Annotated in this window: 18 protein-coding genes and 3 pseudogenes; 4 read left to right on the top strand and 17 right to left on the bottom strand. The window is 40.9% G+C overall.

Annotated elements, in window-relative coordinates; all coding sequences use genetic code 11:
* Positions 1–56 precede the first annotated feature (56 nt).
* The 3 genes and pseudogenes from AKK44_RS05420 (at position 57) to AKK44_RS05410 (ending at position 2,507) form a co-directional block, all read left to right on the top strand.
* Positions 57–448, top strand: a pseudogene (locus AKK44_RS05420) (transposase).
* Between the two features lie 336 nt (positions 449–784).
* The gene (locus AKK44_RS05415; RefSeq protein WP_054278843.1) at positions 785–1,180 is read left to right on the top strand and encodes a hypothetical protein; all 396 of its coding nucleotides are present in this window, start codon (positions 785–787) and stop codon (positions 1,178–1,180) included.
* Between the two features lie 361 nt (positions 1,181–1,541).
* Entirely contained in the window at positions 1,542–2,507 is a 966-nt protein-coding gene (locus tag AKK44_RS05410) for an asparaginase (protein ID WP_054278842.1), read from the top strand.
* Between the two features lie 47 nt (positions 2,508–2,554).
* On the opposite strand, the gene recG is transcribed toward AKK44_RS05410, so the two are convergent.
* Entirely contained in the window at positions 2,555–4,570 is a 2,016-nt protein-coding gene (gene recG / locus AKK44_RS05405; protein WP_054278841.1) for an ATP-dependent DNA helicase RecG, read from the bottom strand.
* A gap of 172 nt (positions 4,571–4,742) precedes the next feature.
* On the opposite strand from recG, the pseudogene AKK44_RS08685 reads away from it, so the two are divergent.
* Positions 4,743–5,910: pseudogene (locus tag AKK44_RS08685) on the top strand (IS3 family transposase).
* Between the two features lie 39 nt (positions 5,911–5,949).
* On the opposite strand, the pseudogene AKK44_RS09100 reads toward AKK44_RS08685, so the two are convergent.
* The 16 genes and pseudogenes from AKK44_RS09100 to secA all read right to left on the bottom strand — a co-directional run.
* Positions 5,950–6,114 (bottom strand): annotated as a pseudogene (locus AKK44_RS09100) (IS3 family transposase); the annotation flags it as partial.
* A 192-nt stretch (positions 6,115–6,306) separates the two neighbouring features.
* Positions 6,307–6,831, bottom strand: coding sequence for a KxYKxGKxW signal peptide domain-containing protein (locus AKK44_RS05385; protein ID WP_082385569.1), 525 nt, complete (start codon positions 6,829–6,831; stop codon positions 6,307–6,309).
* Positions 6,832–7,270: 439 nt separating this feature from the next.
* Positions 7,271–8,719, bottom strand: a complete 1,449-nt coding sequence (locus AKK44_RS05380) for an ABC transporter ATP-binding protein (protein ID WP_054278836.1) — start codon at positions 8,717–8,719, stop codon at positions 7,271–7,273.
* A complete protein-coding gene (locus AKK44_RS05375; protein ID WP_054278835.1) occupies positions 8,680–9,360 on the bottom strand; it encodes an energy-coupling factor transporter transmembrane component T family protein in 681 nt (226 codons plus the stop codon). The genes AKK44_RS05380 and AKK44_RS05375 overlap by 40 nt, the downstream gene beginning before the upstream one ends.
* Positions 9,357–9,950 carry an MptD family putative ECF transporter S component gene (locus tag AKK44_RS05370; RefSeq protein WP_054278834.1) on the bottom strand — a complete coding sequence of 198 codons (594 nt, stop codon included), beginning with the start codon at positions 9,948–9,950 and terminating at the stop codon, positions 9,357–9,359. The genes AKK44_RS05375 and AKK44_RS05370 overlap by 4 nt, the downstream gene beginning before the upstream one ends.
* Positions 9,931–11,616 carry an amino acid ABC transporter ATP-binding/permease protein gene (locus tag AKK44_RS05365; protein ID WP_054278833.1) on the bottom strand — a complete coding sequence of 562 codons (1,686 nt, stop codon included), beginning with the start codon at positions 11,614–11,616 and terminating at the stop codon, positions 9,931–9,933. The genes AKK44_RS05370 and AKK44_RS05365 overlap by 20 nt, the downstream gene beginning before the upstream one ends.
* Positions 11,609–13,372, bottom strand: a complete 1,764-nt coding sequence (locus tag AKK44_RS05360; RefSeq protein ID WP_054278832.1) for an ABC transporter ATP-binding protein/permease — start codon at positions 13,370–13,372, stop codon at positions 11,609–11,611. The genes AKK44_RS05365 and AKK44_RS05360 overlap by 8 nt, the downstream gene beginning before the upstream one ends.
* Positions 13,373–13,424: 52 nt before the next feature.
* A complete protein-coding gene (locus tag AKK44_RS05355; protein ID WP_054278831.1) occupies positions 13,425–14,210 on the bottom strand; it encodes an ABC transporter ATP-binding protein in 786 nt (261 codons plus the stop codon).
* On the bottom strand, positions 14,207–15,229 hold the full coding sequence (locus tag AKK44_RS05350) for a FecCD family ABC transporter permease (protein WP_054278846.1): 1,023 nt from the start codon (positions 15,227–15,229) through the stop codon (positions 14,207–14,209). Before AKK44_RS05350 ends, AKK44_RS05355 begins: the two co-directional genes overlap by 4 nt.
* On the bottom strand, positions 15,222–16,106 hold the full coding sequence (gene isdE / locus AKK44_RS05345; RefSeq protein ID WP_054278830.1) for a heme ABC transporter substrate-binding protein IsdE: 885 nt from the start codon (positions 16,104–16,106) through the stop codon (positions 15,222–15,224). Before isdE ends, AKK44_RS05350 begins: the two co-directional genes overlap by 8 nt.
* On the bottom strand, positions 16,090–16,986 hold the full coding sequence (locus tag AKK44_RS05340) for a heme-binding Shp domain-containing protein (protein ID WP_054278829.1): 897 nt from the start codon (positions 16,984–16,986) through the stop codon (positions 16,090–16,092). The genes isdE and AKK44_RS05340 overlap by 17 nt, the downstream gene beginning before the upstream one ends.
* Before the next feature lie 180 nt (positions 16,987–17,166).
* On the bottom strand, positions 17,167–20,985 hold the full coding sequence (locus tag AKK44_RS05335; RefSeq protein WP_054278828.1) for an NEAT domain-containing protein: 3,819 nt from the start codon (positions 20,983–20,985) through the stop codon (positions 17,167–17,169).
* Positions 20,986–21,167: 182 nt separating this feature from the next.
* Positions 21,168–22,547, bottom strand: coding sequence for a CHAP domain-containing protein (locus AKK44_RS05330; protein WP_054278845.1), 1,380 nt, complete (start codon positions 22,545–22,547; stop codon positions 21,168–21,170).
* Between the two features lie 86 nt (positions 22,548–22,633).
* On the bottom strand, positions 22,634–23,734 hold the full coding sequence (alr, locus tag AKK44_RS05325; RefSeq protein ID WP_054278827.1) for an alanine racemase: 1,101 nt from the start codon (positions 23,732–23,734) through the stop codon (positions 22,634–22,636).
* Positions 23,731–24,087 (bottom strand): holo-ACP synthase, encoded by a 357-nt coding sequence (acpS, locus tag AKK44_RS05320; RefSeq protein ID WP_037594901.1) that lies wholly within the window; start codon positions 24,085–24,087, stop codon positions 23,731–23,733. Before acpS ends, alr begins: the two co-directional genes overlap by 4 nt.
* 119 nt (positions 24,088–24,206) lie before the next feature.
* Entirely contained in the window at positions 24,207–26,735 is a 2,529-nt protein-coding gene (secA, locus tag AKK44_RS05315; protein ID WP_054278826.1) for a preprotein translocase subunit SecA, read from the bottom strand.
* Between the last annotated feature and the right edge of the window lie 75 nt (positions 26,736–26,810).

Genomic DNA, 26,810 nt, shown 5'->3' with positions numbered 1-26,810 from the left:
TTGTCGTTACAGATGGTTTCAATGACCTTGACCAAATCATTTGTCAAGCTTATCCTTTGGCAAAGCAACAATGGTGTTTGGTCCACATTGGTCGAAATATCGCAAGCAAGGTTAAAGAGTGGTCCGTTCACAGATTCTTGAGCACTTCAAAACAATCTATCGCGCTAATGATTTAGATCAAGAAAAACAAGCATTAGAATACTTTATCAATGAGTGGAAACCACACCATAAGAAAATAATGATGCCTTTAGAGTCCACTGACAATCTTTTAACATTTTATGATTTTCCTCATCACATTTGGAGCAGTAACTACTCAACAAACCTCATTGAATCGCTGAATAAGGACATCAAACGTCAAAGTAAAAAGAAGGTTTTGCTTCCAAATGAGGAGGCTTTGGAACGTTATCTTGTCACACTATTTGAAGACTATAATTTCAAACAAGACTGACGTATCCATAAAGTATTTGGAAAATGTTCTGATACGCTTGATAGCTTATTTGATTAACATGTAGCAACCCTACTTGAGTGTTTACACAAGATTATTGACAGTATTTTTTTAATAAATATGTTGTTTTTTTAAAAAAAATGTTATATAATTTGTATATAAGTTGAAAAAGTTAATCTTTAAGTAATTATTAAATGTTTTTATATTAATGAATGTTGTTTTCATTAGAACGGCGCCTTGATTTATATGACTAACCCTTCATTAGCAAAACTTTTGTTTATTATTCAGAGATTAAACGTTTCAACGAAAAACTATATTACTTATTTAGGAGACACTTTTATGAAAAACATTATAAAAAAATCACTCCCTTTAGTAGCTGCTTTATCCATTACCGCAACAGCTTTACCATTAAGCCTAGCAACGACTACTACTGTATCAGCCAGAGCATATTGGGAAAAAGAAGAAAAGTTTAAAAATCAGTACTTTGTCGACCACTGGGTAGAAACCCAAAAAAAAGATGAGTGGTATGAAATGAGAGAACATAATGGTAAATATTTCAAACTTGTAACTTCAGAAGTTAAAGAAGGAAAATTTGGCGAAAAACCAGATGAAGCTCAATTCAAATCTACAGTCTATGAAACAAATTCCAAGCAATATAAAAATACAGATATTGTTAACATTGATATTGTCGGAAACATGTTTGATGACGAAGTAAATATTTACTATTACAATTAAAGCATAACAATCGCATTTAATTAAGACAGACGGATTTTTTTGATAAAGCATTTTCTATCATTTGTCAAGTCTGACAAGGATTTATTTTACAAATACACGATAAGACAATGACTAGTTAACCATTGTCTTATTTTAGGTTATTATCAACTGCAAGAGGTAGGGGAACTTTATTTAGATTTACTATCCACTAAACTCTACATTGTCTTCTCTAAATATTGGTTCCTGAATCTCTGACTGTTTCGGTGGTAACGTCACAGAAAACGTAGTAAAATAGAGTCAAAACGTTTAAAAAGCCTAGCATCTCGCACCCTTAAGATGTGAAATAGCTGATCCTGCAAATTTGAAAGAAGTATAACCTTAAATGAAAAAAATTCTAGTCCTACATACTGGTGGAACCATCTCCATGCAGGCTGATCCTGCTGGAAAGATTGTCACAACCCAGGAAAATCCAATGAATCATGTTGGTTTCAACTTAGATAATATACGCTTGACGGTCGTTAACTTTTTAAACCTACCAAGCCCACACATCACACCTTATCACATGCTAGCCATTTATCATAAAATTCAAGAACATCTGGACCAATGTGATGGGGTTGTTATCACTCATGGCACAGATACCTTAGAAGAAACTGCTTATTTTTTGGATACCATGGCCTTGCCTGATGATTTACCTGTGGTTATCACTGGAGCGATGCGGTCTTCTAATGAAATCGGGAGCGATGGCATCTACAATTACCTGACCGCTCTACGTGTAGCTAGTAACGATAAGGTCAAAGGCAAAGGTGTCCTGGTGGTCATGAATGATGAAATTCATGCTGCTAAATACGTTACCAAAACACACACAACAAATCTATCAACCTTTCAAACGCCAACACATGGACCATTAGGTGTTATCATGAAAAATGATTTGCTCTTTTTTAAAACAGCTGAACCACGGACTCGTTTTGACATCAGGGAAATTAGCGGTACTATTCCTATCATCAAAGCCTATGCTGGGATGGGCGATGGCAGTATTTTAAGCCTGCTGACGCCTGACAGCATCCAAGGGGTGGTCATCGAGGCACTGGGGGCTGGTAATTTACCTCCTCAGGCTATGACTGAAATCCAAAAGGTTATCGACTCTGGCATTCCTGTTGTTTTGGTATCGCGATGCTTTAATGGCATGGCCGAGCCAGTCTATGCCTATCCTGGTGGGGGTGCTGTCTTGCAAGAGGCCGGCGTGATGTTTATCAAAGAACTCAATGCTCCTAAAGCCCGCCTAAAATTGCTCATCGCTCTTAATGCAGGCTTGACTGGACAAGCTTTAAAAGACTATATTGAAGGCTAATGCCTTAATCTAAACCCCTTTGCGCCTAACAGCACAAAGGGGTTTTTCTAATCAAAATCATCAGCAAGTGTTAAATGTTTAACCAATGGTTGCCACTGGGCTTGTTCTTGCCATTTTGGATCTGACACAATGGCGCTAGCAACACGTCTGGCTTCTTCCATGATAGGGTAGTCCTCAATGATATCTGCAGTTTTAAACTCTGGCAGTCCTGACTGTCTGGTTCCAAAAATTTCTCCTGACCCTCTCATCTTTAAATCGGCTTCGGCTAAGACAAAACCATCTGTGGTTTGTGTCATAATGGTCATACGTTCTTTGCCCGTATCTGTCTTTGGATTAGCCACTAAAATGGCATAGGACTGTTTATCTCCTCGGCCAACTCGTCCCCTCAGCTGATGCAACTGACTCAATCCAAAGCGATCCGCATCCATAATGACCATAATCGTAGCATTTGGCACGTTGACCCCAACTTCGATAACGGTTGTAGACACTAATAAATCGGTTTTTTGGGACTTAAAATCTTGCATGATGGCTTCTTTGTCCTCGTTTTTCATCTTGCCGTGCATGAGGGCGATGCGAGCTGTTTCTTTGAAGTATTCCTTGAGCTCGCTTGCTAAGGCAACTGCATTTTTCAAGTCTAAAGCTTCAGATTCTTCGATTAACGGTGAAATGACATATATCTGGGCGCCTTTAGGAATTTCTTGTTGAATCCATGACAAGACACTGTCTAACTGTTGGTGCTTGACCCAACGCGTGATAATGGGCTTACGCCCTGCTGGGAGTTCATCGATCACTGAAACATCCATTTCACCATAGGCGGTAATCGCCAAGGTTCTTGGAATAGGCGTCGCGGTCATCATTAGCACATCTGGGTTATCCCCTTTTTCACGAAAAACACGCCTTTGTTTCACACCAAAACGGTGCTGCTCATCAGTTATGACTAACCCAAGACGGTGATAAGTCACAGCCTCTTGAATCAAAGCATGCGTGCCAACAATCATGTCAACAGAACCATCCGCAATAGCTGCCAAAGTTGCTCTGCGATCAGCGGCTTTCATGCCGGAGGTTAATCTGGCTAGGGATAAATCTGGAAAAAGCTGTCTAAGGCTGTCATAATGTTGCTCAGCCAGGATTTCTGTAGGAACCATGATTGCTGATTGAAACCCTGCTGTATAAGCCGCATACATGGCTAAACTCGCAATCACGGTTTTTCCAGACCCAACATCTCCTTGCAAGAGACGATTCATGTGCTTGCCAGATGCCATATCTGCCAAGATATCAGCTAGACTATTGCTCTGAGCCTGAGTTAGGCTAAAGGGCAAAGCCTTAACCTGACGAGCGACTGCTTCTTGATCATAAGCTATGGCTAGACCGTTACTCGCTGACTGGTTGCTTGTTTTAAGCACCTGCAGACGCATTTGGAAATAAAAAAGCTCTTCAAACTTGATACGGCGCAAAGCCAGACGATACTCTTTTAAATCTTTTGGAAAATGCATGGCATAGACCGCCTGCTGCCTGGGCATCAAGCGGTACTTGTTGATTAGTACCTCAGGCACATTTTCTTCAAGCTGGCTCAATGCACCGCTTTCAAAGGCTGATTTAATGGCTTTGATGAGGGCTGTTTGGCTAATTCCTTGAGCAACATGGTAGACCGGCTGCAGGTCTTCTTCCACAGTCATTAATAATTTCATCCCCGTCAGGGTTGCTTTTTTCTGGTCCCATTTGCCAAAGACTGCCACCTCGTCTCCCAGAACTAACTTATCCTGCAAATATGGTTGATTAAAAAAGCTAACCCCAATAACTATTTCACCTTGCTTGATTTTAAAGGTTAGACGATTGCGCTTAAACCCATAGTACTGAACCTGAGGAGGGGTCACAATTGTCCCTGTAAGCACAGCTTTTTTACCATCTAACACATCAAAAACTGACTTGCTTTTGAAATCCTCATAACGATAAGGGTAGTACAATAGCAAATCCTCAACACAAGCAATATTTAATTTTTGAAATTTTTCTGCCGATTTTGGACCAAATCCTTTTAAATCAGCTATTGGTGATTTTAGGTGCATAGTTCCCTATCCTTTTGATTAATAAAACTCTTACCTCTATTATACAAGAGTTCAGACCGAAGGCAACTGTAAGCCTCTTATCATCATTGCTCTAAACATTTAAATGAATAGGTAACACTAAACTAGACAGAATTTATAAAGTGTTCTACACTAAAGAAAATAGGAGAAAACTATGTCTAGAAAAATACGCCGTCATTATACTGATGACTTTAAACAACAAATCGTGGATCTTCACAATGCAGGTATGAAACGCAGTGAGCTGATTAAAGAATATGAATTAACTCCTTCAACCTTCGATAAGTGGATGAGACAGTCCAAAACAACTGGTTCCTTCAAATCTGTTGATAATCTAACAGATGAACAGCGTGAGCTGATAACCCTTAGAAAATACAATAAAGAACTAGAAATGCAATTAGACATCCTAAAGCAAGCGGTAGTGATTATGGCACAAAAAGGCAAATAATTACTGCTAATAAGGATAAATATAGTATTTCAGCTATGTGTCGTTGGTTAAATATTCCACGTTCTAGCTATTACTACCAAGCCGTAGAGCATGTATCCGAGACCGAGATTGATGATAACGATAAAACTGTCTTCCTCCAAAGCAAGTCCAGATATGATGCTAGGAAAGTCAAGAAACGTCTGGAATCTAAAGGATTAAAACTGTCTTCCTCCAAAGCAAGTCCAGATATGATGATAGGAAAGTCAAGAAACGTCTGGAATCTAAAGGATTAAAACTGTCTCGTCGTATCATGAGGAGACAACATTTGGTTTCTGTTTACCAAAAAGCAGTTTTCAAACCGTATTCAAAAGGGAAGAATGACGCCCCAATTCCAAACCTCTTAGCTCGAGACTTCAACCAACAAAAGCCACTTGAAGCGATTGTGACAGACTTGATTTATGTCCGTGTCAATAAGCATTGGGCTTACGTCTGCTTGATTATTGACCTCTTCAATCGTGAGATCATAGGTGTATCTCTTGGTTGGCACAAGACAGCAGAACTCGTTAAGCAAGCCATTCAAAGCGTGCCTTATGCACTTACCAAAGTCAAGTTCTCTCATTCTGATCGTGGCAAAGAGTTTGATAATCAACTGATAGATGAGATGTTAGAAGCCTTTGGCATTACTCGTTCACTTAGTCAAGCTGGTTGTCCTTACGATAATGCCGTCGCTGAGAGTACCTATCGTTCCTTTAAACTTGAGTTTATTAACCAAGAGACATTTCAATCGCTAGAAGAGCTAACTCTTAAAACCAAAGATTATGTGCACTGGTGGAACCATCACCGTCTACACAGCAGTCTCAATTATCAACCCCCTATAACTAAGCGAGTCATCGCCTAAAAAACACTTTATAAAATTTGTACAGAAAAGTGTTGCCTTTTCATTTCTTTTTCTAACACTCTCAACGCCATACCTATCCATAAGCTTTATCAAGTATTTAAGAGTGGAAAGACTAACATCGTATGCCTCACTAACCTGAGACCAAGGAATGTCATCCCTTCTTAGTGTATAGATTTCTAGTTTATTTTCATAACTTAACTTCATCAGAAAAACACCCCATTCGTTAGATTTTATGTCTAACTTTTGAGGTGCAGTTCATTTCTAGTGAATTTTTGTTTTTTTCACTGTCCACTATAAGGGGAGTATATCATGTTGGTCTTCTCTAAATATTAGCTATTGGTAAATCAACCAAGGTTAACAAAAAATTGATTTTCTATTTCTGTTTTAAATGTAATCTTATAGCCAAGAATGAAAATCAAAGTTAAGGTTGAAACTGAAGTCCAAGCCAAAGCCGAAGGCAAAGCCTGGTAGGCTTGGTGCCCCTGCTTGACCGTTTAATAATATTTTATCATTTCTTCCTCTTGTAAAACCATGAGTATAGCCTGTCCCATAGTCATCTTTCCAATCATAACCTTTGTTAGCTTGTTTTTCTTCAAATCGTTTTTTGATACCATCGTCACGGCTAAGGTCTGAATGTCTTCCATCTGAATATCCATCTGAATATCCGTCTGACTCATTATCATTTTTACCGAAGTAACCCGGTCCTAACAATCCATCATGCGGAGGAACTAATGTTGGACTGGAACTTTCAGCATGAACTATTGGAGTTCCCCACATTGGAGTTTCTTCCATTGGAGTTCCTCCTATTAAAACACTAATTGCTACAAGAGCTCCTGAAAAAAGCCATTGTTTTTTTGATTTCCAAGTACGAAAACCTCTTTGTTTAAATAACATTAAAATAACCCTCTCAAATTCTAACATTTTGCTTATTAGGTTGATTTATTTTACACATGTTTTTATTTTTTGTCAATGATTTTTAAAATTAAATTTAAGCAGAAATATGTAAAAAACGCATTTTAGTTTGTGAAAAAAATCGTTTTAAAAGCTGTCGATTCAATTTTTTAGTAATATTAATCTATTATAAATGTTGGTATCTATTCACAATGAATAATATTTATTTTTAATTTATTATCTCATTTTTTATTTTTTAAATATTACACACACTATCATTACCATTTCATAAAAAATAAAACACTTTTTCATCTCTTATAATGCATATTTTATGTCCTTTAAATTAAAATAACACTGATGTTTTCACTTATAAATGAACACTCTATATAACTACTACTTACTATCTATCATAAAATCCAAAAAACCTTGGAAAATTATTTCCAAGGTTTTTTGTCTTGACTGAGTTTTGTTAAGCATTCGCATCGTTTTGTGCACTCATCTGATAAACACTGTCACATGAGCGTAAAAGCAATTCATCATCGTGAGAAATCACAATCACTACTTTTTCTTGTGATGCGAGGCTCTCTAAAAGGTCTGCCAAGGCTTCCATCTGCAAGACATCTAACCCGCTACTTGGCTCATCAAAGATAATCACGCTTTTGTCAGACAAGACACTCGCAGCGATCATCACCCGCTGTTGCTCACCGCCAGATAAACTGGCAGGATGCTTATCCAGCAAATCCGAAAGAGCTAGACTATCAATCACCTGTGCTGTCTGGGGATGCTTGTCATGCCCCATATTGATTTCTGTTTTGACCGTTTCAGCAAATAACTGCAAAGAAACATCCTGCATGACTAAGCTGGTTATTTCCAGTCGCTCTTTGGCTGAAAGAAGGCGTCCTTTATAGCTAATCTGAGCTTTAGGGTCATTTAAAAGACCCGTCAAGTAGTAAACCAGTTGTGATTTACCAAGGCCATTTGGCCCTGTAATTCCTGTGACCTGACCGGAGTTAAAGCTAAGGTGCTCCAACTGATAAAGCTTTTTTTTACCCGCTCTAACATGGAGGTTCTTCACCTGAAAATCATGACTAGGATCATAATGCCTGCCAACGGTTTTAGCTTGTAATTCTTGCTTGACAACTCCTAGATCAAGCTGACGCAAACCCAACTCCTGACGCTTAGCGTCAGGAAGGGCAAGTAGCTCTTCAGGCGTCCAACACTGTGTCAAATGCCCTTGATCAAAATAGATAAAGCGATCTGCCAAGTCCATAAGGTAGTGAAGTCGGTGTTCTGCGATAACGATTGTTTTCCCGACAGCCTTTAAAGCCTTCAAATAATCTTTGACAACTTCTACCCCTTGACAATCTAAGTTGGCTGTTGGTTCATCAAATACCATGATGGGGGTTTTTTGCATGATTGCTGTCGCAATAGCTACACGTTGCTTTTGACCCCCTGACAGATCCGTCATCTGCGCTTCGAGTAGCTCTTGAAAGGCGAAATCCGTTGCCAAAATAGATAAATCTTCAAGAATTACATCAGTAGCGACCCCTTGATTTTCGCATGGAAATACCAACTCATGCTTGACTTCTTGGTAGAAAAACTGGCTCGCAGGGTTTTGAAAAACAGAAGACACGTGCCTCGAAAACACCTCAACACTGTCTCTTCCTACCTGACAATCCGCAACAGATAACTCTCCTTCATAATGCCCCGTGTAATAATCTGGTATCAAACCATTTAACAATTTTAAAAAGGTTGACTTGCCAGACCCAGATTTGCCACATAAAACAATAAATTCACCAGGTTCAATGTGACAAGTCGGCACTTCACATGCCAAATTTTGACGACTGGCATAGGTAAAGGTGAGTTCTTTCCCCCTGATTATCGGAACACGATGTAGCCCATGGTCGTAAACAGCCATGCTTGTACCCCCCAATCTTTCCAAGTTAAGCGTGAAGAGAAGGTCTCGCTAGTCCCTTTTTTAATAGCCAAGCCTTTTGTGAGACTGGCAATCGTTAGCTCTTGGCTACGCCTCAACAACAATAACAGCAAGGGGACCAACAAATATTCTAAGTACTGTTTGGGATGTCTGACGATGTCCCATTTTCCACGTAAAATCCCTCTGACAGCTAGTGAGCGATGAATGGTCTGACTACCTTGTTTAATCATGGGTAAAAAACGTAGCATTACTGCAAAAGTCAGTAGACAAACCTCTGGAAAATGCCACTTTCTAAGGCCGTGAACCAATTCATAAACCGTTGTGGTTTTTACCACAATCAAGGCAGCTAATAAAGAAGGATAGACCAACTGGCTCGCTGTCACAGCAAAGCTCACTAGACGATAAGCGTAGGCAGGTAACAGCTGATCAGGCAAGAATGCCAAGCTCGTCACAATGAGATAAGAAAGTCCTATATAAAGAGCCAATCGATGTCTGCCAAGCGTGTACAACAAAACCAGTAAAACGCCTACTATCATCATTGCTAGAGCACCATCAACGCGGAAAAAAAAGCAAGCATTGGCCAAAAGCAATAATAAGAGTTTGGTACGAACATCTAATCTCATGAAAGCATCCCTGATGTGATAAAGTGTTTTTTAATCAACTGATGAGCAAACAAACTACCTACAATCGCACCCAGGACAACTGTTGCTACAAACCAGCTAACATGACCCAAAGTAAAGTCATACATCACTCGCTCAATATAAGCCATGTCCTTGCCACGCGCAAGCAGGCTTTTAACGTAAGCGTCTTTAACGACCCACATCAAGATAATCGGTCCACTGTTCACAAATGAAAAGATGCAGTAAGATATAATGTTCATTGTCTTAGAACGGTATTTGCCAAGAGAGGCAACGACATCGGCTAAAACGCCAAAAATCAATGCGGGAAACATGGCTGCAAAAAAATGCCCTGTTAAAAAGAAAAAGAGCCCCATAATCACGCCCAGTAAGGTCACTGGACCAAATTTTTGTAATTTAGCGATTAATAAATAGTACACCGTTGCTCCTAGCACGGCTGCAAAGGCTGGCGCATAGAGCATGTTTCCTGACTTGTCAAAAAAGATTCCTATCAATGTCCCTAGTCCAACACACATAAAGTACAGGGCTGCAAAGGCACCTGTTGTCATTATATCCTTAATTTTTAATTGTTTCATGTCTTTTTACCTCTTTTAGAAATCCGTTTTTCAAGTGGAAGAGTCGGTCTGCACAAGCTAGTGTCGAAGGCCTGTGTGAAATCAAAAAGACCATCCCTTGACAGTGTTGCCGTATTAAATCAATCAAAATGGCTTCGTTAAGCGAGTCCAAATTAGCGGTCGGCTCATCAAAAATATAGCAATCCGCTTGTTTGAGGAGGGCACGCATCAACTCTAAGCGCTGCCCCTCACCAGCTGAAAAATCATCTGCTCCCTTAACAAGGGTATCAAGACCTTTTTCACAAGCTAAAATACGCTCTTTCATGCCACACGCTTCTGCTAGCTCCAGAATGGTCTCGTCAGAAATGCCTGGGCGACCAAAGGTCAAATTTTCGCGCAAGGTTTGTTGGAAAATCTGAGGATTTTGTGGCACGTAAGCAAATCGTGCTTGTAAGGCTGCTGCATTTAAGTGTTGGCTGTCAGCTTCATTGAGTAAAACATGACCCGACTGCCATTGGTACCATTTCATGATGACTTTCATCAATGTCGATTTTCCAGAACCTGATTCGCCATGAATACCAATAATCCCCTTGCCTGCAAAAGCAATGGTGAGATCTTTGTAGATGTCTTCTTGACGATTGGGATAAGCAAAGTTCAAACTGTCAATCTGAATGCTCTTAATATCAGCGATTTCCTCTTGTCCAAGGTCTTGTACGGCAACTTCATCTAAAAGCCCAAAGACATTGCCTGCGGCATTCATGGCTCGTTTGAATCCTAGTGGCAAACGTCCCAACTCCAAAAATGGTGCAAAAGAAGCCGTAAAGGCAACAAAAGCCATTAATCCTTTTACAGGATCTATGCTTTCTTGTCTAGCCCCATTTAAAACAAGGTATGCCAAGGACAAAATAGCCAAGCCGAGAACAAAAAAGGTAATGGCCATCTGTAAAAACTGGGCCTGGGCAACCTTACGGTCTAAAGCATTAACTCGCTGACTCTTTTCAGATAAAAGGCTAAATTGTTCATCTATCTTTTGAAACTGTAATAAATCCTTGACTGAGGTCAAGCTCTCTAAAAAACTGGACACATAGCTTTTACGCTGCTGGTTTTGGCTTTGCAGTAATCCTTGGAGAATATTAGCAAAGTAAATAGGAATGACAATCGCCAGTAAGGCATAGGTCACAACTGCGATCAAGACCAACTGCCAGCTCACCTGTCCAAGAAACAAAAACATCAAGCTGGCTGAGATAACTGCCGTGCAAATCGGGGCAATGGTGTGCGCAAAAAATACCTCTAAAGCCTCAATATCCTCGCCAATCATTTTTAGCAAATGACCACTGTCTTGGTTGTCTAAACGAGCTGGAGACAAGGCGCGTAGTTTGTGAAAAATCATCTGACGAAAAGCTGCCAAACTATGAAAGGCAACAAAATGCCCGAAATAATGCTCACCATAGCGCACCAAACCTCTTAGAAAAGCTAAGGCGATAAAGCCTAACATCAGTTGGTTGGACACTTCTTTTCCAGTCACCGCAAACAGGCCAAAATAAACGAGGCCCGTAGGAATACTCACGGTGATTAAAAAGCCCAATACCGCAAAGGTAACCGCTAGTGTAATCCAGGGCAGGAGGTGTTTCATTGTGACCAACAAGCGTAATACTAGCTGGATTGTTTTATACTCTTGTTTAACCATAAAGGCTGGCCTCCAATCTCTCTTGTGTGTCAACCAAGTGGCGATAGTCTGCATTGTCTTGGCTTAATGCATCTGGGCTTGCGAGAACGGCTTTTTTGCCAGGACTCAAAAAGAGCACTTGATCAGCTTGCTTGACGTATTTCATTTTATGAGTAATCACTACCACAATCGCCTCTTGGGATAAGTGGGTAATCATTTTTTGAATCATGGCCTCATTCTCAGCATCAACACTTGAAGTCACCTCATCAAAAATATAAAGTGATCGCCTGCTCAATAGGGCTCTTGCACAAATCACTTGTTGGCGTTGACCTGGTGATAAGCGACTGCCATTTTCACCAACAATGGTATCTATGCCTTCTGGCAGCCAGTGAATAAAGTGCAAGATGCCATGCTGTTCAATCCAAGCCAGCAACTCTTTTTTCGACATGTCTGTCGCCATTGCTAGGTTGTCATAGATGCTTCGATTGAGCAGACTCGACTGGTCTGAAACATAGAGAATTTCGTGATTGATGTCTTCTTTTGACACGTCACTGATAGCTGTAGCACCAAGTAAAATTTGTCCGCTATCTGCCTCATGACGCTTCATTAATAGTTGAGCCAAGCTCGTTTTTCCTTGCCCAGAAACACCGGCAATAGCGGTGATTTCTCCCTTGGCCAGCGTTAAACTGATGTCATCTAGCAAAGGCATGGTGCCGTGTGAAAATGACAATGAGCTAATTGTCACCCTATCAAAAGGCTCTAGTTTTGACCCTTCTTGCGAGTCTTTTTGGCTAATGCTGTCTAAAAACCCAAAAATACGATCCGCCATTTTTGTGTTCATCATGACCAAATGCATGCCATACCCTTGCTCTCGGATAGGAGTGAAAAATTCGGTCGCAATCAAAACAAAAAAGAGAAAGTTAAATAAGGATAGGTGACCTGCAGATAAAGACTGAATGGCTAAAAAGCCTGATACCCCAATCCCTAAATACATGACCGCATCCATATACCCAACAGCTTGCAGTTGAAATCCCAACAGCTGCATGGTTGCCTGGCGAAACTGCTCTGCCTTATCAACAAATGCCGCCTCGTATTTCTCGTCTGATTGATAGGAATATAAGGTGTTCAACCCTTTTAAATCGTCCATAAACAAGTTACCAACATCCATATAGGAAGCCCAATAATGGTTCATAATTTGTTTGGATCGCTTTTGCATGGCAATAATTGATAGTGGAATCAAGGGTAGAGATAATATAAACACCAAGCCACCAAGTGGGTAAATCAAAAACACCAAAAACATCACTGTCGTGCAATTAAATAGGGTTCTCATCGCTAGTGACAAATAGTAGGAATAATAGGTGTCCAAACTATCAATTCCTTGCGAAGCCACTGTCAGAACATCTGCTGCAGTTGACTGCTGGTCAAACTGACCGTCTAAATCGATAAAAGCTTGAAAAAAAGAGGTTTTGAGAGAGTCACGCGCAAACTGCGACGCCACTCCTTGTAAATTTTTAGCAACCATGGCAAGCCCAAAGCCAAAGGCATTTAAGGCAACCACGATTAGTACCAATTGAACTAACTGCAGGTCGCCTCCAGTTAGAAATGTTGCAAACTGCTTAGCAATCAAGTAAAAACTAATTAACCGCATAAGAAATTGCAACCAAGATAAAAAAGCGGAAAGGTAGAGCAATCCCTTTTTGGGGGCAATCCGTTCTTTTAATCGTTTCAAGAGCATTTTTTTCTTTTGCCTTGAGATATTATGAGTTGTCTCGTTCATATTATATTGTCCTACTCCTTAATAGTAATCGTATGTCGTTCATCTGAGTCAATCATGTCAAAGAAGTAATGACAAATTGCTTGCCTGCTTTTTCCACAACAGGTAAAGTCACACCAAAAACGGCTTGGATAAAATCTTGATTGAGAACTGTTTCAGGTTTGCCTTGGGCATAGACCCTGCCTTCTTTTAGACCAATAATCTGGTCTGATAAGGATAGGGCTTGGTTAATGTCGTGTAGGACCATAATAATGGTGATGCCTAATTCTTGGTTGATTTTTGCTATCAGCCGTAAAATATCAAGCTGATACTTAATGTCAAGATAGGTTGTTGGCTCATCAAGGAACAAGATATCTGTTTTTTGAGCCAAAGCCATGGCAATCCAGACCCGTTGTTTTTCACCGCCAGATAAATGCCTCATCTCCCTAAAAACTAGGTCTTGTAGGTCTGTGACCTGCAAAGCCCACTCGACAATCTCCTGGTCAGTAGAGCTGGCGCCTTTTAAAAACGGTTGATGGGCAAGACGCCCCATAGCAACCAAATCTCCCACTATCATGTCATCAATGACTTGATGATACTGGTGGACGACAGCAACTTGTTTGGAAAAGGCTTTGACCTTGATAGTCTTGATATCCTGACCATTAATCATGACCGTTCCTTGCTTAAGAGGTAACTGTTTGGTCAAAATCCCCAGCAAAGTGGATTTCCCACAACCATTAGCTCCCATAATAGTCGTGATTTTCCCCTTTTCCAGAGTGATGTCTAACCCTTCTAAAACGCGTTTATTATCATAGGAAAAAGACAAATCTTTAACCGTTATTACAGCTGAATTTGCGCTCATATTAAGTCTGACCTCCTCAGTAGGTAAATAAAGTAAGGGCCTCCAATAACACTCATGACAATAGCAGGGCTAATTTCCAAAGGGTAGGCCAAGCTTCTGCCCAAGGTGTCTGCTAGCAAAAAGACGAAAGCACCCATGAGGGCTGAAAAAGGAATCAAAAAAATGTGCTTATTTCCTACTAGGAGTCTACCAATGTGGGGTACAATCAGTCCCAAAAAAGAAACCAAGCCAACCACCGATGTCGCTACAGAAGCTAGTAAAATAGCTAGTAGTGATATGCCTAAGCGCAAGTAATTGCTGTCAATACCTAAATTTCTGATGACCTTATCATCTAATAGCAACAGGTCACACTGCTTGCTCACAAGTACCGCCAAGACCAAGCCAACACAGGTATAAGGCAATAAAATACCTACATCGCCCCATGTTTTTTGGCTGATATTCCCTGATATCAGGGCATTGACCACGGGACTACTTGAAGCTGAAAAACCGACCAAGGCATTGGAAAGTCCCATAAAAAGAGCATTGATGGCTATCCCTGTTAAAATAATCCGAATTGGTTGTAGCCCTTTTCGCCAAGATAGGGTATAAATCAAAGCAAAGGACAAGCCGCCACCAACAAATGATAATAGTGGACCATAAAGCAAGAGATGGGGCAAAAAGACACTAGATAATAATACCATAAAACTAGCTCCGCTACATACCCCAATAATAGCTGGATCGGCAATTGGATTTTTCAAAACCGATTGAAACAGCACTCCTGAAACGGCTATGGCTCCCCCGGCTAATAAGGCAATCACAACCCTTGGGAAACGCAAATCATAAATCAAGGCTACCTCAGGATTGTAACTTACAAATAACCCCTCAAAAATCGTCCGATAAGATACCGATAAGCCGCCTACCGAAATGGCATGTAGCCCCAAAAGAAGCAGACACACCCCTAAGAGGATGAAATAGATTAACTTAAGTCGACGTTTCTTGAGCATGATAGTTTGATCGTTTTTATTACTCATCTCACTCATCTTTCTTAGTGTCATAAAAAATTTGCGACAAAGCATCCAGTGCTTCTTTATAGTTGAATTTGGCACTCATTCCAAATAAGTGATTGTCCAAATCATAGACCTTTTTAGCTTTGACCGCGTCAAAATGTTTCCAAATATCATTTTCTGCAAACTCTTTGTCAAACATGTCTTTGACCTTATCTGGAATGGCATGCGCAGTGCGCAAAATAATATCCGGTTGCTTCTTTAAAATGTCTTCGGGATTAGCTGACAAAAATTCCTTATCATCTGAGTGATAAACGTTATCACCACCTGCTAAATCTAGTAGATTTCCAACGTATGACTGGTTGGTTGCAATCAAATAACTCCCTGGCAAGCCCATTAAAATCAAGACCTTTGGTTTTTTCTTTCCCTTATGTTTAGCTTTAAAGGTTTTGTAAAACTGATGATAATCTTCTTGTAATTGCTTAGCTTCTTTTTCTCGACCAAAGAGTTTCCCCAAATCATCAATGGATTGATACATCCCTTCAACACTAGTCAGGTTTAAAAATCCATATTCGGCATCTAATTGTTTGTACTTGGGTTCAAGGTCATTTTGGAGGGAATTGGGACTTAAAATCCAATCCGGTTTTAAGGAAGCAATAATTTCCATATCAGGATTCATCGGAAGCCCCACCCTTTTAACCCCGTCATATCGCTTTGGCAGAGTGTAGAGGTTGCTATCGCAAACCCCTACCAAATCTAAGTTCAATTTATCCGCAATATCCACTACGGCTACTGACGTGGCTACAATTCTATCATTAGAATGGGACTTTGATTGTTCTGGGTGCTGATCGACACAGGCTGACAAAGATAGGCCAGCTAATGCCAACACCACCACTTTAATTAGTTTTGTCATGGCTCTTTCTCTTTTTCTTGATATATAAGAACAAGGCTCCAAGTAAAATGGTCACCGTTGGCAGGTAATAAATCATAATAGAACCCTTGCTGGCAGGTAGGTTTTCGGACGGTTGTTTCTGATCTAAAGATGTCATCAGTCCCATCTTACCCCCTTTTTTCCGATTGGATTTTTGCGATGTCAGACTTGTTGTCGGCGATTGGCTCAAGTGACTAGCCGATGAGCTTTTGTTTTCTTTTTCTGATGATAGCCCTGGCGTTGCAGATTTCTGACGCTCAGACGTCCTTTGCTGATTTACAGCTGTGACGGCATCTGAAGCCGGCTCACCAGCTTCTTTTTCTGTCACAAGAGTTGGTGTCATATCACCAGCATAGCCTTCTTGGATACTGGCAGGGGATAAATAAAAGATAACCGCTCTTCCCATCGGCTCTACATACATGCTTCCTCGAATCACTGTGTTGACGTCTGGAATAGCAATGCTGACATCTTTTGTGGTGCCGTTGGTGTCTGATCCTGTGTTTGTGATGCTGTAGTCAACAGCTTGAAACGCACCTGTTCCGCCAGGTTGGATCCAAAACTGATAATTGCCCGAAAAGTCTGCCAAACTCATGCGAAATGTTAGGTTCAGACGCCCCGACGAGCCCTGCTCTAGCATGCCAGAACCATAGACCGATCCTTCTACCATCCCTTGACCTATTTCAAAGGACTTTTCTCCACCACTGTCTTCTACTTGACCAGAAACAGGATGACGGTAATCTCTTTGAATCGCACAAGAATAAATATACCCTCTTTCCGCATCCACTTTACCTGCCATCAACGAGAGACAGACAAGCGATAACACGCAGAGTTGCTTAGTTTTCCCGAATAGAGTCTTTATCATGTTTTCCTCGCTTTAATAGTATCTTTCTATCCCATACAAAAAACACACCCATTTCTCTTCATCTGAACCAAATATAGCAGAATCTCAGAAATAGGTGTGTCTTTGCATGTCATCATGAATATTGTCATTAGGCTAGACAACATAAACCGTATCTAGCTCTTCAACCCAATAAGCACCAGCTTAAAACAGTTTTTTCCTACCTATTACCAATCCAATAGCTGCCACACAGAAAGTGACTAATCCAATAATCATGTGATTGTTTCGGCTGTCAACAAATTTTGGTAGGCGGCCTTTTCGGTGTGATGCCTCTGCAGATTTAGGAGCATCCTTACTGTCTGACAATTTCTTGTCTTTTTCAGCATCATGTGATGCAATCAAACTCTTGAGCTTGTCAGTGCCTTTTTTATCCTGATCTTTGGATGGTGCTTTATCCTTAGCATCCGAAGATGGTTTCTTAGACAGAAGGCCGTTAAGATTGTTAAGACCAGGCCCTTTATGGTCTCCATTACCTGTGTTGGTATTTGGAGATTGTGGGCTGTCTTTTGGTTGGATACCAATATCAGGCACTAGGTTTTTAGCATGGTCTGTATCTGGATGTGCATGATCTGCCTTATCACTTGTCAGACTTTGCAAGTCAAGTTTCATAAAGACGGTTTGAGATCCTTTTCCTTTAGAAATAGCGTCCATAATTGGCACAAAAACTTGTAATGGCACTAGACCATCTTTTTTGGCTTGATTAATCAAGTTAAAGGTCAAGACTTTTGGATAATCTTTTCCATAGTTATCGGCGATTGGTTGACCATTGTTATCAGTAAAGTAACTGATGACAGTAGCTTTTTCTTTATGCCCAACAGGTTTTCCTTGAGTATTACGTTGGTAACCATCTGTAAAGTAGCTCAACTCACCAAGATAGCCCATCATTTGTCCAATTTTCAGGCTCTTGAATTCAACTTCTAGACGGTAGACACCCTTGTCAACAATGAGCTTCACGCGATGATCGATAGCATTGTTAGACATTGACTCTGACTCTAAATCGTCTTTGAGCATTTTCGCATTGAGGTAATACGCACCGTCTTTCAAATGGTTAATGTCTAAACCTTTTGGCTTGCCGTCTTGTTTTTCTGGATGTGCTAGCTGATTTTCTGTAACCGTCACATCGTTAGATACCAAATAGACATATTCTCTCTTATCAGCAAATCGTTTCGTTACAAGAGACTTGCGGATACGGTACGTTCCTTCTCCTTTAAGAGCCAAGCGACCATCAAGCTGATCTTGTGGATCTGAAGTCAGTACTTTTTCACTAACGGTCACATACCTGCCATTTGAGGTTTTCTTTTGCAACTGAATGATGATGTTCCAGTCTGCTTGCATCTCATTTAGCAAGGAAGCTGTGTCTGAGCCTTTTTCTTTCAAGAATTTGTGATACTCTTCAACAGTTGGAATTTCTTTATCAATAACAGAATTGGTTTTTTGTTCCCAATAATACAAGTCTAACAAGCTGAAGTCTTGGTGGTAATCGATCCCTGAACCATTTAGAGAAGCCTTGATGCTTGCTGTTGTTTTTTGAGGGGTAATCTTGTTTTGCCCAATTAGTGACTTGATTTTGTCGCTAACTTGACCGAGTTGATTGAATTTCAAATCTAAGTTGAGTTCTTCAAGATTTGGCAAGGACGATTCGTCCACGTGTGTCAGCAAGTTATTAAAGAAATCAAGCTTGGTCAACTTCGTATTAGACTTAAAGGCTTCTTTTGGAAGGCTAGCGATTTCATTTGTCGACAAGTCCAGTATGGATAGTTTTGGCAGTTGCTTAAAGTCAATATTATCAATGCTGACAATATGGTTACGACTGGCAACAATGGTTCCTAGCTTGTCCAATTTCTCTAAAGCTTTTGGCAAGACTGACAAATGATTGTCTGACAAGTCGATAAAGTTCAGTGATTTTAGCGATACCAAGACCGTCTCAGAAACTTCTTCAAGGCTGTTTTCTGCTAATGCTAGCGACACCACCCTAGACAAGTCCTTGAAGAGATCATCGCTAAGGGTGTTGATCCGGTTTTTAGACAAGTCCAACTGAGTGAGCTGGCTAAGCCCTTTAAAGAGGTCTTCTTCCAAGGTTGGCATAAAGTTACTTGACAAGTAGAGCTCGCTTAATTGATTATTGTTAGCAAAGATATCCTTATCCAAGTGTGTCAAATCATTACTTCTAAGGTTCAAGAAGCGTAGGTTTTTCATCTGACTAAAGGTGTCTTTTGGAATATCTGAGATATGGTTCCCTTCCAAATGTAACTCTGTCACATTTTTTGCATGCTTAAGCAAGGAAATATCTGTCAAATCATAATGGTCAAGGTGCAATTCACCTGATAACTTAGCTATTTCATCTGGTGACATTTTACCGTCACCATTCAGGTCATTTCCCAGTTTGACCAATACCCTCTCGAGACGCTCAGAGCCAACGCCTTTTTCTTTGTCATCAATTTCTGCCTGATAACCTGTCCAACCTTTGGTCACTGTTTTGCCAAAAGTCATGTCCAGTTTGGTATATTTCTCGTAGTGGTGCAAGTCACTTTCTTGTCCACCCATGGCAGAAACCAAAACGGCTCCTTTATGCATTTTTTCCAAATCAGAGATTGGGAAGGTAAACTCACTGCGGACATAATTGTTATTAATGTCTTTGTTTCCTACCTGCTTGCGAACAGAGGTTGGATACTTGCCATTGCTTTCAATTGAAAAGTCCATCAAGAATTGTCCTAAAGCCGTATTGAGTAAGGACAGCTCCATTTGACCATCTTTTTTGACGACAAGCTTCGCTTTTTTGTCAAATGCCCCTTGAAGCATTGATGAGTCATCAGTGTTTTCTTTATTAGCTCTAAAGCTGACAGTATAAGTACCCTCTTTTAGGTTAGAAATCTGAAGCTCTTCGCCCTTATAGCCATGAATGAGATCCATTAATAAGTCATATGTTTTTTGCAATAACGGCTTATTATCAATGGATTTATAGGATTCTTTGATTACTTGAAGCTTCTCAGCTAGGGCTTTCACAGAATCTTTATTCGCCTCACTGTTTATGATAGCTTCTGCCTCAGCAATGGCTTTTTCTAAGGCACTAAAATCAAGACTGCTATCATCTTCTTTTTTATCTTGAGCGCTTTGTTTTTGCTGGGCTGAGACAAAGGTATAGGTATCACCTGACTTAGTCACCGTGATGATCATATCTTCAAAGCCTGTTGCAGAAATAATAATCTTATTTTTGCCTTCTGTGAGAGCTGTTGTTCCAATATGAATCCCTTGCATATCAGAGACCCAAGCGTCTTGGTTAGCCACGCTACCATAACTGATATCTGTTAAGGCCTTGTCATTAACCTTAATTGAGGTGATTTGATGGACAAATTTTTGAATTGCCTTATCTGACGAGTAGCGATCTAGTTGAGGAAAGAGGATGCTACCATCTTCTTTTTCTAGCTTTGTAATCATGCTCAAGTCAGCTAAAGCTGATCCTTTTTTGCTGCTTTCTTTAGTCTTTTTAGATGACTTTTTATCTTCTTTTGCCGTATGATCTGTTGACTCAGTGGCAGACAGATCTTTTTGATCTGCTTCTTTTGCTGAAATAAAAGTTACCTTATCCCCTTTTTTCTCAAAAGTGACCAAGACTCCACCATCTGTTGGATTGACAATGACTAAGTCATGCTTTCCATCACTGATATGGTTAGCTCTAACCTTTATCCCTTTATAATTAATGTCATAAGTGTAGTCGCCTTCTATCTTGTGATCATAGGTATCTTTATCGATAATGATTTTCTCAATATTTTTATAATATTTTTTCCCTTCAGCATTGTCAGCATAAGGGCCAATCTCCTCAAATAAGAGAATGTCATCATCCATAGCCACCTTGGTGACCAACTTTGACGAGACCAGATTACCTTCTGAACTAACGGTTTGACCTGACTGCGTGAGAACAAAGGCCGATAAAGCAAGGACTGCATACTTGTTGATATTTTTCATCCTAAGTCAACTTTCTATTTATTTTATCAAAGACTTAACTTTTTTGTTAACTGCACTTAATTTATCATGTTATGCTACCTTTGTCAATAAGGTTTGTGATAAATTTCTCAAAAAAATATTCAAAAAAAAAAAGACCTTGCTCTCAAAGAGCAAGATCTGCGTTTCTATGAACCTATTCAAAATTATTTTTGACCTACAACATAAGTCAATTGCTTAGCTTCTTGTGCTGTAAATGTTCGGTAAGACACATGTCCAAGTCCGATACAGTTAGATTCAGAAATCAAGATTGAACCATCTTCTCTAACATCTTCGACAATAGAAACGTGCCCATAAGTGCCATCCGCACCGGCTTGTCCTGGTGCAAACGAAACCGCATAACCTATTTTAGGGGTTTGGGTCGTTTCATATCCTGCTTTATGTTTCCAATCGCCCCCATTACCCATAAAGGCATCAAATTGATAGCCTAATTCCTTAGCGCGATTGTAAACATACCATGTGCACTGCCCCCAAGGGTAGCTGCCTGCTACGTAGTTTAAAATGTCATAACCACCAGATGTTTTAAAACCTAGCGGAACGTTGGCAAAACGTGAAGACGCTTGAATCCTTAACGCCTCAGGAATAGCGGGAGTGCCACCATGCTGATCAATCCAAGCATCCAGTTTTGTCATGATATCTGCACGCTCTTGACCTTTTTTAGCGAAATAAGCTCCACCGTCTTTTGCAAAATTTAGGGTCTGCGAAGAAACCTTGTCTGCTTTTTGATCTTGCAGTTCCAAGGTTAAATTATGGTTTCTCACGATTGCTTCTTGTGTCAGCTGAATAATCGCTAACTCGTCATTGTACTTGTTTGGTTTGTGTGAGTCGACGTCAAAGACTTGGTAACCGAACATGTTGCCCCCAAGGGTGTTTGATGTTCCTTGTGTACCAAGTTTGGTCTCTGTCACAGCAAATGCAACAATAGCCCTAACGTCTAGGCCACTTTTTTTCTCCCACTCCAAAAACTTCGTCCCATTCACACGCTCAACATTATAAGACATGTTCAAAGACTTTAAAAAGCCATCAATCTGCTCGGCTGTGATGCCATATCGACGAGATAACAGATTATGAGTGTAGGCCTTATCACCGCTCCAATGCGCCACATAAGCTGCTTCTGTTTTTACAGAGGCAAAGTCTGTAAAGCCAGAAGGCAACCCTGAAAGTCCCGTTGAAGGAACAGTCACTGATGGTGGAACTGGTACGACAACAGGTGGCTCAATAGCCGGTGGGGTAGGTAGCGAAGGCGCAGGACTTGGTTGCACCTCAGGTCTTTGTGGAGGTTGCTCATGCTTGACTTCGGGCTGTTTAGGTTGGTCAACCGAGGGCGTCTCAGTCCCCGAGGGCTGATCCGTTTGAGCTGAGTCACCAGAGACGGTAACCGTCTGCTCACCTGCGGTTGTGTTTGGAGTAGTAACCGCCTGAACACCAGATGTATCAACATCTTGCGCCAATACACCAACTCCTCCAAGTTGAGGGGCCAAAAGCGTCATTAGCATAGCAAGCCTTAATAGTTTTTCTCTTCTCATTGATTTGTTCATTAATTCTTTCTAGTATTCTAGGGCATATTATAACATTATCTAGAAATAAATTGCAATCTTTTTATATAATAAATCTAATAGTTTCTAGGAATACGGTCGCTGAGTAGGCACAGAACCTCGTAATTAATGGTGCCTCGATACTGGGCAATGTCTGTAGCTGTGATGTCATGCCCCTGCTGACGGCCAATTAAGGTCACTTTTGTGCCGATTGGATAGGGCTTGGGCAAACGGATGGTAATCTGATCCATGGACACTCGTCCAATAATTTCACAAAAATGCCCATCCACTAACAAATGAAATCCTTGCATGTCACGAGTCCAGCCATCCGCATAGCCAATAGGCACGGTGCCTATGCACTCCGATTGAGTCGCTGTATAGGTTGCCCCATAACCAACGCTCTCACCTGCTTCAATTTGTTTGACATGGGTCAAGCACGACTCCAATCCAAAAGCACTCTCCAAGGCATAAGGTAACTGAAGAACTTTTCCGCTCGGGTTAAGACCATACATCGCGATGCCTAGGCGAACAGCGTTAAAAATCGTGTCGCTATGCCACAAGCTAGTTGCTGAATTGCTAGCATGCACCAAACTAGGTTGATAGTCAAGTTTGCTAATCAAATCCTTGAAAAAGGCTAGTTGGCGATCAAAAAGCTCAGAGTTAGCCTCATCTGCTGTTGCAAAATGCGTGAAAATCCCATCAACCTGAGCGCCTCTGGCTTGCAGAGCACCAATAAGCTGATTAGCCTCATCCACAGAACGTACCCCAATACGCCCCATTCCTGAATCAACCTTGACATGTACGCGCAAGTGATCCAGTTGCGAGGAAGGAAGGCTAAGCATTTTAACCCACTCCAAACTAGCCACCGTCACGGTCAAGTCATGACTGATAGCAAGAGGAAGGTCTCTAGCCAAAATAGGTGCCAAGATGAGGATTTCCTTTCTGATACCAGCTTGTCGAAGTTCTAGCGCTTCATCGAGGTTCGAAACGCAGTAGGCATCAACTTGGCTAGCAATAGCTGTTGACACCGCTACAGCACCATGCCCATAAGCATTGGCCTTAACCACTGCATAAACCTTTGTCTGTTTAGGGATATGCTCTTGAATGTTTTCAATATTATCTTTGATGGCCTGCAAATTAACAGTTGCCACTGTCGGTCGATGTAGGCTTGAAATCATTGACGTTCCTCCAAAATCACACTCGCTTGAACATATTGTCCGCTATGTGAAATGCTAATAAAAGTTGTGCCTTCAAAAGGGGATTTGGTCAGTATGGGACGACCTTTGGTGTCGTTTAAAATCTCAATGTCTTGAAAACCCAACTTGCCAATTCCTGTTCCCATGGCCTTTGAGAAGGCTTCTTTTGCTGACCAACGCCCAGCCAGATAACTCATCTTGCGCTTTAAGGGAAACTGTTCAAAAATAGCAAATTCTTGCTCGGTCAATACCCTGTTAGCAAAGCGCGGATTTCTCTGATAGGCTTTTTCAATTGCTGAAATATCTTGTAAATCAATACCATGTCCAATAATCATATATTGTTTAACCTTTGTCAACTATCCTATTTCCATTTTTCTTTGAAAGGAAAGAAGCCGAGAGCAATCCCAGCTTCTTTGCTTTTTTCATGATAATGTTTGTCAAAAGAATTTCCTGATTAGAAGGCTTTGCGGCCGTGACAATTTTTAAATTTCTTGCCAGACTCACACGGGCAAGCATCGTTGCGCCCAACCCCTGAATAGGCCGGAGAATCTCCTAAGCCATCAGTCATTGTTTGTGATGGAATGTTTTGAGGTGCTGTCGTTGTGGCATGTTGCGTCATACGCTCACGTTCTTGCTCATGAATTTGTGCTTTCATCATAGTACGTGTTACATCAAACTCAATTGCCCCAATCATTGCTTGGAACATCTTAAAGCCTTCTGATTGGTACTCAACAACAGGATTGTTTTGGGCATATCCACGTAGACCGACTGCATTACGCAATTGATCCAAGGCATCAATATGCTCTGTCCATTTATTGTCAACAATCATCAAAATAAGGACTTTTTGGAATTCTATCACCGCGTCTTGATCACGAAGTTTAGACAACTGCTTGTTATAAATCTCAAGTGCTCGTTTATAGAGCAACTCTTTGATTTGGCTATCTTTTAAGCCACGTAATTCTTTGGCGCTAATAGACTCTTCAGGTACCAGGCAAGTCCTTGCAAATGCAACAATGGCTTCGATAGCCTCATTACGATTTGCACGCGCATGCGCATCTACCGTACGGTCGATTGTGCGTTTAATCATCGCTTTGATTTCAGGACCAAGGTCACGGTCAGCAGTAATCACATCACGACGGTTTGCATAGATAATTTCGCGTTGCTCACGCATCACATCATCATACTGCAACACTTGCTTACGCGTGTCGTAGTTGTTTCCTTCGACACGTTTTTGAGCAGATTCTACCTGACGAGCAAACATACCAGATTTGATCACCAAATCTTCATCATCTGACTTCATGTGTTCTAGGAATTTCTTAACACGATCTGTCCCAAAACGTCTCATGAGTTCATCTTCAAAAGAAAGGTAGAATTGTGATTCACCTGGGTCACCTTGACGACCTGAACGCCCACGTAACTGATTGTCAATACGACGACTCTCGTGACGTTCTGTCCCGATTACGCAAAGGCCTCCCAGCTCACGAACGCCTTCGCCTAGCTTGATATCTGTCCCACGTCCAGCCATGTTGGTCGCAATTGTAACAGCCCCACGTTGACCGGCATTCATGATAATCTGTGCTTCTTTAAAGTGATTCTTAGCATTAAGAACCTCATGAGGCACACCAGCTTCGACAAGCTTTTTAGAAATCAAGTCACTGGTTTCAACCGCAACTGTACCAACTAAGATAGGCTGACCTTTTTCATGACGTTCTTTGACATCTGCAACCACTGCTTTAAATTTTGATTCTAGTGTTGGGTAAAGAAGGTCTGTGTGGTCAATACGAGCAATTGGACGGTTGGTTGGAATTGGAATAATGCGCATGTTGTAAACTTCGCGGAACTCTTCTTCCTCTGTTTTTGCCGTCCCTGTCATCCCTGCCAATTTTTTATACATACGGAACATGTTTTGGTAGGTGATTGACGCACTTGTTTTAGACTCTTCTTGGATGCGGACACCCTCTTTAGCCTCGATCGCTTGGTGCAAGCCATCTGAGAAGCGACGACCTTCCATTGTACGACCTGTAAATTGGTCAACAATCAGAATCTCACCGTCTTCGCTGACAACGTAATCAATGTCTAAAAGCATGATGTAGTTGGCACGAAGTGCGTTATCGATAAAGTGAGTCAAAGCCACGTTTTCAATATCATAAAGGTTGCTTAAATTGAAATAACCTTCTGCCTTATCAATACCTGAATCACTCAGACCAATTGTTTTTGTCGGCACATCAATGATGTAATCAGCAGGCTGCAAAGTTTTTACAAACATATCTGCACGCACATACAATTGATTGGTCTCAGAGCTCACAGCCCCAGAAACAATCAAAGGCGTTCTTGCTTCATCGATTAAAACAGAGTCAACCTCATCAACCAAAGCAAAGTTAAGTGGTCTTTGAACCATGTCTTCTTGATGGACAACCATGTTGTCACGAAGGTAGTCAAAACCAACCTCTGAGTTCGTTGAGTAGGTAATGTCACACAAGTAAGCTTCGCGTTTTTCTGCAGGAGATTTGGCTGCTAGGTTAATCCCAACAGACAGACCCAACCAGCTATAAACCTCACCCATTTCTGTCGCATCACGCGTAGAAAGGTATTCGTTGACGGTGATAACGTGCACACCCTCACCTGCAAGAGCGTTTAGGTAAACAGGCATGGTCGCAGTTAAGGTTTTCCCCTCACCGGTACGCATTTCAGGAACATCTCCATTATGAAGAACAATCCCACCCATAATCTGAACACGATAAGGGTACAAGCCAAGCACGCGCTTAGCAGCCTCACGGACAACCGCAAACGCTTCTGGTAACAACTCGTCTAGCGTTTCGCCATTTTGATAGCGTTGCTTAAATTCAGGGGTTTTCGCCTGTAATTCACTGTCTGACATGGCAGACATTTGGTCAGCATAAAACTCTACTTTTTTTGCAAGTTTTTCTAATTTTCTTATTTCGCCTTTGTCATTCTCGATGACTTTGCGTAGAATATTGGTCATTCTCTTTCCTTTCGATCGTCTAATCATTTTATTCTAACATAAATAGCTAGTCAGTTCAAGAAACGATATCATCAT

This window comes from Streptococcus phocae (assembly GCF_001302265.1).
GTDB lineage: Bacteria > Bacillota > Bacilli > Lactobacillales > Streptococcaceae > Streptococcus > Streptococcus phocae.
This window is presented reverse-complemented; position numbering and strand designations above follow the sequence as displayed.

Excerpts from the sequence above, each read along its gene's own strand:
- AKK44_RS05415 (WP_054278843.1), top strand. The coding sequence starts at position 785 with ATGAAAAACATTATAAAAAAATCACTCCCTTTAGTAGCTGCTTTATCC.
- AKK44_RS05410 (WP_054278842.1), top strand. The coding sequence starts at position 1,542 with ATGAAAAAAATTCTAGTCCTACATACTGGTGGAACCATCTCCATGCAG.
- recG (WP_054278841.1), bottom strand. The coding sequence starts at position 4,570 with ATGCACCTAAAATCACCAATAGCTGATTTAAAAGGATTTGGTCCAAAA.
- AKK44_RS05385 (WP_082385569.1), bottom strand. The coding sequence starts at position 6,831 with ATGTTAGAATTTGAGAGGGTTATTTTAATGTTATTTAAACAAAGAGGT.
- AKK44_RS05380 (WP_054278836.1), bottom strand. The coding sequence starts at position 8,719 with ATGGCTGTTTACGACCATGGGCTACATCGTGTTCCGATAATCAGGGGG.
- AKK44_RS05375 (WP_054278835.1), bottom strand. The coding sequence starts at position 9,360 with ATGAGATTAGATGTTCGTACCAAACTCTTATTATTGCTTTTGGCCAAT.
- AKK44_RS05370 (WP_054278834.1), bottom strand. The coding sequence starts at position 9,950 with ATGAAACAATTAAAAATTAAGGATATAATGACAACAGGTGCCTTTGCA.
- AKK44_RS05365 (WP_054278833.1), bottom strand. The coding sequence starts at position 11,616 with ATGGTTAAACAAGAGTATAAAACAATCCAGCTAGTATTACGCTTGTTG.
- AKK44_RS05360 (WP_054278832.1), bottom strand. The coding sequence starts at position 13,372 with ATGAACGAGACAACTCATAATATCTCAAGGCAAAAGAAAAAAATGCTC.
- AKK44_RS05355 (WP_054278831.1), bottom strand. The coding sequence starts at position 14,210 with ATGAGCGCAAATTCAGCTGTAATAACGGTTAAAGATTTGTCTTTTTCC.
- AKK44_RS05350 (WP_054278846.1), bottom strand. The coding sequence starts at position 15,229 with ATGAGTGAGATGAGTAATAAAAACGATCAAACTATCATGCTCAAGAAA.
- isdE (WP_054278830.1), bottom strand. The coding sequence starts at position 16,106 with ATGACAAAACTAATTAAAGTGGTGGTGTTGGCATTAGCTGGCCTATCT.
- AKK44_RS05340 (WP_054278829.1), bottom strand. The coding sequence starts at position 16,986 with ATGATAAAGACTCTATTCGGGAAAACTAAGCAACTCTGCGTGTTATCG.
- AKK44_RS05335 (WP_054278828.1), bottom strand. The coding sequence starts at position 20,985 with ATGAAAAATATCAACAAGTATGCAGTCCTTGCTTTATCGGCCTTTGTT.
- AKK44_RS05330 (WP_054278845.1), bottom strand. The coding sequence starts at position 22,547 with ATGAGAAGAGAAAAACTATTAAGGCTTGCTATGCTAATGACGCTTTTG.
- alr (WP_054278827.1), bottom strand. The coding sequence starts at position 23,734 with ATGATTTCAAGCCTACATCGACCGACAGTGGCAACTGTTAATTTGCAG.
- acpS (WP_037594901.1), bottom strand. The coding sequence starts at position 24,087 with ATGATTATTGGACATGGTATTGATTTACAAGATATTTCAGCAATTGAA.
- secA (WP_054278826.1), bottom strand. The coding sequence starts at position 26,735 with ATGACCAATATTCTACGCAAAGTCATCGAGAATGACAAAGGCGAAATA.